General features: G+C 47.5%; 1 protein-coding gene. It reads right to left on the reverse strand.

What is annotated here, in order from left to right; all coding sequences use genetic code 11:
* A partial coding sequence (gene murI, locus ACTD9P_RS29850; protein ID WP_438870451.1) for a glutamate racemase occupies positions 1-463 on the reverse strand: 463 nt, incomplete at both ends.

Here is a 463-nt window from a genome sequence, read left to right on the forward strand (position 1 = left end):
GTGCATGTTTCGATTGGTTTAACAAACCTTTATAAGACAAGATGGTGCTCACTTCTCTCGCCGTCTCGTCTCCGGAGGAAATGATTTTCACATGCTCTCCCATATAATTCTGAATCGGGTCTTTTAAGATCGGATAATGCGTACATCCTAAAATCAAGGTGTCAATTGATTTACCTTTTAAAGGTTCAAGAGATGCTTCAACCGCTTCCTCCGCTGATTCATGAAGAAACCGTCCGCTTTCCACAAACGGCACGAGCAGCGGACAAGCCGTGTTCTCAACTTGAAGTTCTGCGTTTAACCCGAGCAGCGCCTGCTCATACGCTCTGCTTTTAATGGTATTGACCGTGCCGATGACGCCGATATGCTGGTTTTTCGTGACCTTTATCGCCGTTCTCGCACCCGGCTGAATGACGCCGACAACCGGAATATCCGTTTTGCGCTGAATATCCTCCAAGGCAATGGC

Source organism: Pseudomonas onubensis (assembly GCF_965653655.1).
Taxonomy (GTDB): domain Bacteria; phylum Pseudomonadota; class Gammaproteobacteria; order Pseudomonadales; family Pseudomonadaceae; genus Aquipseudomonas.